At 33.8% G+C, this 10,788-nt stretch carries 9 protein-coding genes; 3 read left to right on the plus strand and 6 right to left on the minus strand.

Annotation, left to right across the window (positions count from 1 at the left end; genetic code table 11):
• The coding region (locus tag ACKI32_RS03340; RefSeq protein ID WP_407413481.1) for a C1 family peptidase at positions 1 to 2,057 on the plus strand (2,057 nt) is incomplete at its 5' end.
• A gap of 118 nt (positions 2,058 to 2,175) precedes the next feature.
• The gene (locus tag ACKI32_RS03345; protein WP_407413483.1) at positions 2,176 to 2,604 is read left to right on the plus strand and encodes a hypothetical protein; all 429 of its coding nucleotides are present in this window, start codon (positions 2,176 to 2,178) and stop codon (positions 2,602 to 2,604) included.
• Positions 2,605 to 2,802: 198 nt separating this feature from the next.
• Here ACKI32_RS03345 and ACKI32_RS03350 read toward each other — a convergent pair whose 3' ends face one another.
• From ACKI32_RS03350 to ACKI32_RS03365, 4 genes are all read right to left on the minus strand, one after another.
• Positions 2,803 to 4,089: an ATP-binding protein gene (locus ACKI32_RS03350; RefSeq protein WP_407413485.1), complete on the minus strand. Its 1,287-nt coding sequence runs from the start codon at positions 4,087 to 4,089 to the stop codon at positions 2,803 to 2,805.
• Positions 4,090 to 4,392: 303 nt separating this feature from the next.
• Positions 4,393 to 4,542, minus strand: a complete 150-nt coding sequence (locus tag ACKI32_RS03355; protein ID WP_407413487.1) for a hypothetical protein — start codon at positions 4,540 to 4,542, stop codon at positions 4,393 to 4,395.
• 129 nt (positions 4,543 to 4,671) lie between these two features.
• On the minus strand, positions 4,672 to 6,189 hold the full coding sequence (locus ACKI32_RS03360) for an MFS transporter (RefSeq protein ID WP_407413489.1): 1,518 nt from the start codon (positions 6,187 to 6,189) through the stop codon (positions 4,672 to 4,674).
• 201 nt (positions 6,190 to 6,390) lie between these two features.
• Entirely contained in the window at positions 6,391 to 6,525 is a 135-nt protein-coding gene (locus tag ACKI32_RS03365) for a hypothetical protein (protein WP_292809443.1), read from the minus strand.
• A 419-nt stretch (positions 6,526 to 6,944) separates the two neighbouring features.
• Here ACKI32_RS03365 and ACKI32_RS03370 point away from each other — a divergent pair, with 419 nt between their 5' ends.
• Positions 6,945 to 8,375 carry an MBL fold metallo-hydrolase gene (locus ACKI32_RS03370; RefSeq protein WP_407413492.1) on the plus strand — a complete coding sequence of 477 codons (1,431 nt, stop codon included), beginning with the start codon at positions 6,945 to 6,947 and terminating at the stop codon, positions 8,373 to 8,375.
• Between the two features lie 9 nt (positions 8,376 to 8,384).
• Here the strand turns inward: ACKI32_RS03370 and ACKI32_RS03375 are convergent, their stop codons facing one another.
• Both ACKI32_RS03375 and ACKI32_RS03380 read right to left on the minus strand, forming a co-directional pair.
• On the minus strand, positions 8,385 to 9,017 hold the full coding sequence (locus tag ACKI32_RS03375) for a DUF1847 domain-containing protein (RefSeq protein ID WP_407413494.1): 633 nt from the start codon (positions 9,015 to 9,017) through the stop codon (positions 8,385 to 8,387).
• A gap of 97 nt (positions 9,018 to 9,114) precedes the next feature.
• Positions 9,115 to 10,668, minus strand: a complete 1,554-nt coding sequence (locus ACKI32_RS03380; RefSeq protein ID WP_407413496.1) for an IS1182 family transposase — start codon at positions 10,666 to 10,668, stop codon at positions 9,115 to 9,117.
• Positions 10,669 to 10,788: the final 120 nt, after the last annotated feature.

Raw genomic sequence — 10,788 nt, forward strand, 5'->3', positions numbered from 1 at the left:
AAATCAACAATTGTACTTTTAAATCAAATTGTGCAGGCATAATTGAAAGTTATCCAACTTCCGGTGGAGCAATATTCTCAGATATCTCTACACTAAACATAACAGGCTCCAAGTTCTTCAACAATGTTGCAAGTCAAGGCAATGCAATATATGCCTATGATAGTTCATTGAACATTAAAGGTTCAACATTCAAAAACAATACAAATGCCGTTTTTAGTGTTTTTGATAAAGAATGCAATATAGATGCGAGCACTGTTTTAAATAATGATACTGTTTCAACCAATAACACATTCTATGCAACAATAATGGTTGGAGAAGGTATGGAGTTGGTCCTGGTTAACAATACCATTAATGTTGATGTTATTCCAACCAGATTTGATTTGCGTGACTGGGGATGGGTATCATCAGTCAAAGATCAAGGATGGATGGGTGCATGCTGGACATTTGGAATGACATCCGCCCTTGAATCAGCATTATTAAAAGCTACTGGAATCTCATTTAACGTTTCTATGAATAACATGAAAACTGTGATGAGATATTCTCCTTATGGTGCTTTGGATGTATTTGAAGGTGGAGCCAATCTTGCTTCTGTAAGTTATTTATTGAGCTGGCTTGGAGCAATTCCATATGAAGCAGACACTTATGATGAACTTGGAAAAATTACAGTGCCAATCACAACCAATCAGGACATTCATGTTCAGGATGTGATATTCATCCCTAACAATGAAATACCAAACGGCACACAAATGAAACTTGCAATCTTGAAATATGGATCTCTGGACGTATCATTTTTCGGACAATCCTCATTTAATGAGGAAAATCCTTATTATAATCCAGAAACCTATGCACAATATGTCGATGCGCCTGAATCTGCAAACCATGAAGTATCCATTATCGGATGGGACGATAACTTCCCAAAAGAAAAATTCCTAATCACACCTCCGGGTGACGGTGCATGGATTATCAAAAACAGTTATGGTTCAGACTGGGGAGACAATGGATTTTTATATGTTTCATATTATGACCAATCTCTCCTGGCATATACTCCAGGAAAGGTTATTGATTACGCCGCAGCTACCATAATCGAAAATACTGTGCCATACAATAAAAACTATCAATATGACATTACATGGCTTTCCAATTATGAAGCGAGTGAAGGAAGTTACATGAATGTCTTTGATGCACTGGATGATGATTTGATTGCAGGTGTCGGAACATACTTCAACGAGAGCGGCGTCAGCTATACTGTCAAGATTTATGTAAACGATGAATTAAAATTGACTCAGGAAGGAGTATCCCCATATGTTGGTTATCACACCATCAAATTAGACAGTTACGTGCCAGTCAATAAAGGTGATGTCTTCAAAGCAGCAATAACCTCAAATTGGGTGCCATACCTTCTCTTGGAGGATACCCGGGTTCATTATACTCAAAACATTTCATTTGTTTCATTTGACGGGAAAACCTGGCAAGATGCTTATGATTTAGGTTATATTGCATGTCTAAAAGTATATACCGTTGCTGATGACAGCAAAATCATCAACAATAAGGATATCACTGTTGATTATGGTAGTGGATCTTACTTCACCGTTCAGGCTGTAACTGCTGACGGTCATGCTGTTGGTGCGGGTGCTGTTGTTAAATTCACAATCAATGGTAAAACAACCACTGCCAAAACAGATAGTAAAGGAATCGCCAAAGTTAAAATTACTGACATTCCTAAGACATACACAATCAAAACTGTCTACAACGGCAAAACCTACACCAACAAGGTTACTGTAAAACAGGTGCTTAAAACAAGTAAAGTCACTGTCAAAAAGACTGCTAAGAAATTTACCTTGAAAGCAACCCTTAAAATCAACGGCAAACTCCAAAAAGGCAAAACCATCAAATTCAAATTGAACGGTAAAACCTACACTGCCAAAACCAATGCAAAAGGCGTTGCACAAAAAACATTAGGCAAAAAAGTCATCAACAAACTCAAAAAAGGTAAAACATACACAGTCCAAGTGACCTACCTAAAAGACACAATAAAAACAACCATTAAAGTCAAGTAGATGAATATTCATCTACTTTTTTCTTATTTTTTTGTGAACTTCTCTTATAGTTTCAATTGAAAAATCTCAATTAAAATGAGATTCATATATAACAATAACTCAAAATGGAGGCATTGAAATGGGATTATTGGACTTTTTGCTGGGAATATTTGTGGCCGATAGAATCATAACCCTTGCAATCTTCGGTGTAATGATTTTAATTATGATTGGAATAGTAGTTGGCTTTTTCATATTCGACCCAAATGCATTTCTTGATTCGAATGCAACAGCATCAGATGACAATCCCCACAATTATGAGGTAAAAATCATAACTGACGGGAAATGGGAAGGAAGCGTCTCATCTGAAGATGTTGAGATGGATGACATCTCCGGAACAGGAAATAAGAAAATTGACCTGGGCAAGTCAAAGGCCAGCGATATAGATATAGATCTTTCAAAAGCAGATTCGTCCTCAAATAAACTAACCGTCAAACTATACAGTGACGGGAAAGTCGTTGACAGCGATACTGTTGAAACGGAAGATGAACAAGTTTTAATATCCGCTTAATGAGATTGACTCGGTTAATCTCATTCATTTTAATTTTAAAAAATAATAGTGGAATAGGTTTAATTTTAAATTTTGGTTGCATAACAGTATAGAAATTATCTATTACTTTTTTGATAAAACTTATTCAGCAAATATGAAACATTTTTACTTGTCCAATCCCTCAAAATGTCATAATATCAAAAAACCACAACAAAACATTTATCGCAAACATCCTATCGGAATAACTTTCACCCCATCAGCCCTAGTGTAGGCCATATCCCCACCAGTAATTACGGCTAAAAGGCTTGGTTCTTCCAAATCAATTTTTTTGTTTTCCACACTTTTTTTAATTAATTCCTTTAACTTGAGTAAATTTTCTGCCCCTTTTTCAATTTCACGACTGCCCAATTTAAATTCTATCAATGCATATCTTCCATCACTTAGATATATGACACAATCCGCTTCAAGGCCACTGTCGTCATTGTAATATAACACTTCTCCGTTGACTGAACTTGAATAAACAAGCAGGTCACGTATGCAAAGATTCTCAAATATGAATCCAAAGGTTTCAAAATCTTTCAGTAATTTTTCGGGTGTCAAGTTAAGGCTTGCCACTGCTATTGATGGATCAATGAATTCCTTTTTGTGGGATTTTCTGATTGTATTTGCTGATCTGATGTTTGGTGACCATGCAGGAATGTCTTGAATGACATATAACCTTTCAAGGGCATTGATGTATGAATTATATGTTGGTGCAGAGATATCCTCGTGTTCAGTCCGTACATCCTTCATGAGTGTTCTTTTGGTTGCCAATGTTGAAATATTTCGGGCATATGATTTTAAGATAGCTTTTACCCTTTGAGGGTTGCGTTTAACACCATCAACTTCTGAAACATCACTATTGCATATTATGTCAATGTAATCAGATACGATTGCCAGCTGCTGTTTTTTGGTTTTTTTGTTAAGGGATTCAGGCCAGCCTCCTCTGCAGGCAGCGAATATCAAGTCAGGTATTGTCAATTCTGATGTTACACCATCAATCTCTAAATCCTTATCATCAAACAAATCCATTAATGATATTGCTCCTGTGGACTCTCCGCTTTCAAATAGGCTCATAGGGCGCATTACGATTCTTTTTATCCTACCTGCTCCAGAGTGCATGATTTTGCTTTCATCAACTATTGTTGAACCCGTGAGGACATACAGTCCCTCTTCATCCGATTCATCAACTAGATATCTTACGGTATCCCATAGTTCGGGGGCCATCTGCCATTCGTCAATCAGCATTGGCTTATCTCCTTTTAACAATTCAATAGGATTGGTGTCAGCAAGTTTTAAGTAAGATTTTCCATGAACTGGATGTTGCAATTCTTTCAGGCTTTTGCATTGTTGTTTGGCTGTTGTGGTCTTACCACACCACTTTGGACCGGTTATCAGTACAGCACCCATATATTCAAGAGATTCTTTCAGTTCACGGTCAGTATATCTTGGCAAATATTCTTTCATCTCAATCACTTTTTTATACTTTTCACCTATTTTATTTTATACTTTTCACTAAATTTATTTTATACTTTTCATCATATAAATTTTATGTTTTTCATCAATTTTGTTTATAGTGATTTTATTTAAGTGATTATACAAATTAATTAAAATCAAAATCAGCAAACATCCCCATAAAATAAATTCTTAATATAAACTTTAAATCCAATAATTTAAGTAGTTTCTATTGTAAATAAGAGCAATTTTACATTACAAAACAATTTTTACCTTAAATAAAAATTCAATTGAAAATACAATAGTTAAAAATATTTAAATTAATTTTTGCTGTCTATCAATATAACTCGGTTCTCTGATTTCTTTAATTTCCTCATCATTAACTTCCCCAATCAGCAGAGGTGATGACGGATTGTGCAACTTCTGGTTTCTTTTGACAAGTTCATGTTGCTGTTGGCATAACACACTTCAAATTATCTACTACTTTTAGTAAAATTTATTCTATATCATGCAAACAAAATAAATCAAAACTAAATAATTTCTGCCAACACTCAAACCATTTTTAAAAAAAAAAGGCAAATGAGAGATTGTCCCTCATTGTTTTTTAATATTATTGTTTTTTATCCGCAGCGTTATAATTAACATAGCTGCTAACACGATGGCTAATCCATACATTACGGTTGCCATTGCATTCTGAATAATTATATCTGCAGTATTCACAACAATACTATCTTGTCCCTCTATAGTGTCTAATTTTTGGAAGTAGTCATAGACCTCCTGATGGAATTGTTCATCTCCTGAATAATCAGGCGCATAGGTATCGACTGCAGTACTAATACCGCCCATAACTCCAAGAATTAGAATTATTCCAATGATTGCTGTACCCAATGAGGAACCTAATGTCTCACCAGTTGTAATAATACCAGATGCATTATTTTGGCCTTCAGCAGGAACATCGAATAATGCAACATCCGCTGCTAAAGCCATCATAAAACCAATACCTGTCCCAAGTAAAAACTGCCCCGGAATTAAATCCAGCATGTTTACATTTAATTTAAATTGATAACTTAAAATCAGACATCCTACAATAGATATTATACATCCTATTGCCATGAGTGTCTTGTGATTCAGTTTTCCTATTAGATTTGGAGCGGTCAATGAAAAAATAAACAAAGCCATAACAAACGGAAGTGAAGCCAACCCCGTATCGAATGGATTTAACTGCAATACACTTTGGAAAAACAGAACCATTACAAAAAATGTTCCAGATATTATAATATTATATAATAACTTAATAGATGTACCTATACGCAAATTTTTGTCTCTAAATAATTCAACATCAAGCAATGGCACCTTGCCTGACCTTTTTCTTTTGAGTTCAAACCATATAAAGATTGCTAAGACTATCAATCCCAAAATTATCTCAGTTATGCTGGCAGCAACATCATTAGTCAGAGTCAAAATACCAAGCACAAGCAAAAGAAGACATATACCGGAAAATATAGCACCAATAATATCAAGATCGCTTTTAGATTCAGTAGGCTTAAAATCAGGTATTTTATTTTGCATTACTAAAATAAATAAAATGAATATTAATTCAAATGCGAAAGTGTATCTCCAGCTGAAAAAAGTTGTAATAAGCCCACCAAGGAGCGGAGCTAAAATATCTGCAAGTCCTGCCATTACCCCGAGAGTTGCCAAAGCAATTGTACGCTTTCTGCCGGAATATATTCCGCTTATTATTGAAACTATGGCAGGCAGCATTAATGCCGCAGCAACACCTTTAATCGCTGCCCATCCGACAAAAAACATTGTAACACTTGAACTTAATACTGCAGCAAATATTCCTATACCAAAAAGTGCCGCGCCAATTACAAACAGTTTCTTTTTACCAACTATGTCCTGAAGTTTGGTACTGAACAGTATCAACGCAGCAGTGATAAGAGTACAAAACGACACAATCATTTGAATAGTACTAACATCAGCATTCAAATCAACAACAATTCGAGAAATGCTAACATTCATGAAGAAAGAGTCCAACACTATAATAAAGGAAGCACAAGCCACAACTATTAACGGAAACCAAGAACTCTCGTTAGCCTTTTCATTCACACTTATTAATCCTCCAACATATTATCTTAAAAAATATTTTAACATTCAAACTTAAACATGAACTTAATTTTATATTTGCTTTCCAAACGATTAAATTTTTGGATGGAATTTTTACATAATACTGCAAGAACACCACAATTCTGTAAGATTGATTTTCAAATGCATTCTATGAACATCAAATATCAAAGGCCTAACTAAAAACTACATCAATCTATTTTGAGCATCAATATAGCTTGGCTCTGAAATTTCCTTTACGGTTTCACCATCTTTAACATCCTCGATTAACAATGGTGAGTCCGGATTATGCAACTTCTGATTCATTTTAACCAACTTCATGTAACTGTTTGCATAATAGTATAGAAATTATCTACTACTTTTTTGATTCTTGTTTGATATATTACGAACAAATAACGGTAAAAAAGTAGATGAATTATACCCCACTTTTTAGTGAATTTTATTTCATATATAACGAACAAATATTGCTTGTCAAATTCTCTCAAACTAACAACATACCAATGAAATACTAAAGTAATTTTTTTCTTGTATTTCTAATGAGAGAATGGGAATTTCAATGTTGCGAAATTTTGCCCAATCTAAACTACCTCTAATGCTACTGTCCGTATAAAGAAATTGCATTATGAACATTAAACAAATACATACAAACCATTAACAATAATAACTAAAATACATATTATTGTAAAAAAGATTTTTAATAATCATATAAAATAAAAGTAAAAATATTTTACAGTGGTGACATGAATAAGACATTCATTACAAAAATGCCCAATCATATCGGTGCATTTTTAAAAGCAAGCAAATGCTTGTCCGATTTGGGTATAAACATTACACGTGTGAGTTATAATAAATCTGTGGATTCTCATTTATTATTTATCGATGTTGAAGGCAGTCCAGAAAGTCTTGAAAAAGCGACTCAGGAATTAATGTCAATAGGTTATATCCACCATGATTTGGATCATCGCGATGTAGTGCTACTTGAATTTAAGCTTAAAGATATCCCCGGTGCTGTTACACCAATTTTAGAGTTAATCAGTGATTTTAATTTCAACATTACATATATCAGTTCCCAACAGACAGATAAGGAATTCCAGTTCTTTAAGATGGGCCTCGTTGTTGAAAACCAAGAAAATGTCAGCACATTCATCAAAAAAGCAAGCGAATTATGTCCAATTAAAGTAATTAATTCAGATTACGCCAATAAGATTTACGACAATAGCTTTTTTTACAACAACTTTGTAAATCAGATATCCTCCACAATGGATATCTCAGATGAATCCAAAAATGAACTGATCATCAATACAAACCTTGTGATGCAAATGCTTAACGAAAGCGGAGTTTTGCCGTTCCATACCTTTGACAGCATAAGCCGATTTACAGAAATCATTGCAGCTTCAAAAGGAGAGAATTTCACACCAAGAATAACAAAGCATAAAATAACCGAAAATAGCGAAATAACACTTATCGAACCTCCATGCGGAAGCAACATTGCAATCATAAAAAGCTATGGCAAGTACTTATTCATTGATACCGGATATGCCTGCTATGAAGATGAAATGCTTTCAATCATCAAGGAAATCATCACTGATTTTGACAATACTTCAAAAGAGGTATTCATAACCCATGCCGACGTTGACCACTGCGGACTGTTGCCCCTTTTTGACATTGTCTATGCCAGCAGCAAAAGTGCAGAATCACTGAAATCAGAATATAACAATGAAAGCAATTTCCGTGAAAAAAATCCACTTCACAAACCATATATCCGTATTTGCAATATATTAACTTCATATAAACCTGTTTCCCCTCAAAAAATTCAGGTTGTAGGGGATGAACAAACAATAACAAAACCCCTTGAACAAACTGGAGTTTTTGATTTTGGTGAATTGCATTTTAGTCTTTATGAAGGAAAAGGAGGCCATCTTCCTGGAGAATCTGTTCTAATTGATTTTGAACATAAAATTGCATTTACAGGAGACATTTTTATAAATATGAAAGACATGATTCCTAAACAGGCAGAATATAATAGATATGCTCCAATTTTAATGACCTCAGTTGATTTTGATTCTGACCTTTGTCGAGAAGAAAGAAATAATCTATTTAATAAATTGAACACTGGAAAATGGCAAATCTTCGGAGGCCATGGTGGTAAAAGGACATATGAATCAAATTAAAGATTTGACCTAATCTCTTTTCATCAGCTTCTTATAATAGGTGTTTGTTTGGTATAACGCTCCCACAGGATTGTGTGCGAGTACTTTGTCTTTTGTTACAAGTGTTGTGCATAGGGCATCAGAATATTTATAGAAAAGACTATCATGACCTACACATAACCCTATTATTACGTTAATGTCTGTTTTTTCATTATTGAGTATTATTGCCTGCAGTATCGGATTGCACATTATATTTCCAGTTATATTTGTTTTTTTATCATCTACACCGGCCATTTCTGTTTTTTTCATTGCTCCGACTTTACATGCTACGGAATATACTTCAAAGTCGTGTTTGTCAAGGATTTTGGCAAATGTTCTGCTTTCTTCCATTAGCCCCACACAGGCAACTATTCCTATTTTATTCATTTTTAGTCTTTTGGCAAATTCTATGATTTCTTCTACTCTTGTGTATTTGCAGTAGAACTCTTCTTCTATTTCTGCTGAGATCCTTGATATCTCTTTGTTGTTATCTTCATTGTAGAGTTTTTCAATTTCTATTATTTCATCACTTGTTAATTCTTTTGTTGGACAGAATTTAGGATATTCTGAATCTTGGTGTTTGCAGTTTATAATTCCACAATTGCTGCAGGAGTAATTTTTCATGATATTTCCCTCGATGATTATTTTATTCCCATATTATTTTTTTATTTTGAGGACGACTCAAAATTATTTTTTTAAATAATTTTTTTTTACATGTTTTTTAGGTATTTTGTTTGTTGTTTTGGTGTATGAGTTCGTTTTGTATTGTTTCGTTGTATATTCGTTTTAAATTGTGTGATATTGCGAGTAATTTTGCTTCTGTCTGTGTTCTTTTTAGTCCAACTGTGTTGAATTCTGTTACTTTTAGATTTTGTTTTATGTTTCCAAATGGCCATTCTGCGGTTTTTGATCTTTTTTTGTAGATTTCTTGAGCCCATCCGGTTTCCATTTTTCTGAGCATTTTAATCTTGTTTGGATTTCCATAATCTGTAATTATTCTAGAATATTGTTTTCCGCAGCATTCTTGGTGTTTTGGGCATGTTTTGCAGTTTTTTGTCCAGTATGCGATTCGTGTGTTGTTTTTGTAACTTTTTTGGTTTTCGAGTATTTGTCCCATTGGGCAGATATATGTGTTTTTTTCTAAATCGAAGGTGAATTTGTCTTTTCCGAATGGTTTATCATTTTTGTTGATTTTTTTGAGTTTTCTTGAGAGTTTTCGTGTGGATATGTATCCATCGAGGTGGTTTTCTGCGAGATAGTCTATGTTTTCGTTTGTTGAGTATCCGTTGTCTGCTGAAATTTGTGTATTTGGAGGTAATTCTCCAAATATGGATTTTACTTGTTCTATTTGTGGAATTAATTCGAATACGTCGGTTGGATTTTGTGTTAGTGATGATGATACGATTATTCCTTTGTAATCATCTACTCCTATTTGTAAATTGTAATCAAATTCCCATTTGCTTTTTTTATTTAGCATCCATCTTGATTCTGGGTCGTTGATGCTGATTACATCATTGGTGGTCTTTTGGAGTTCTGAATCGATTTTTTCTACTTTTTTTAAAATTTTTTCTGCGGATTTTTTATCCTTCTGTGATTGTTCTAATAATTTTTTGCTACTTCTTCGTAGTTTGAATTCGTTTCTGTCGCCTTTTGTGGTTTCTGTTACTTTTTTGTAGATTTTTTCGAATGATTCTTTGTCGATTAGTTCTTTTGGTACTGAATTTCCTGATTCGTCTCCGAGAATTTCATCTTCTTCTTCGTCGAGTTCAATGCTCTTTTTTAAGATGTCTTTTAAGAGGTCTACTTGTTCTTGGTTGGTTAAATTGTTTATTGATGCTTTGGCTTTGATTTTTGTTCCATCAATTGCTATGTGTTTGAGTTTTACTAAATCTAATTCTTTTGCCATTAGAACTGTTGTTTTAAATGCTTCGTCAATTAGTTCTGCGTGATCTACTTTGAATCTGTTGATTGTTCTGAAATCTGGTTTTTCCATGCCTGCTAGATACATATAACTGACATCTGTAGCTGCTTTAGCAGCTACTTGTCTTCCAGACAATCCTCCGTCAAAAGCACCCATTAAAACAAGTCGTAACAACATTTTACGAGAATAAGCAGGTTTACCTGCTTTATAACAATAATTCAAATCGACTTTCGAGAAATCAATTTCATCCACAACGTTTTGAATAAAATAACACGGATGATCTTTTGGAATCAACTCTCTCAAGTCTAAAGGAATTAATAATTGTTGACCAATTCTATCCTCTCTCAAAACCATAAAAAACACAACCAAGAAGTTAATTAACTCTAATAATAGATTGTACTTCCTAGTATAAATAATTAAAGGATAAAAAAATAAGAAAAAAATTTTAAACACAAAAATTATGAGTCGGCCTCA

The sequence above is a fragment of the Methanobrevibacter sp. genome (assembly GCF_045611865.1).
Lineage (GTDB): Archaea > Methanobacteriota > Methanobacteria > Methanobacteriales > Methanobacteriaceae > Methanocatella.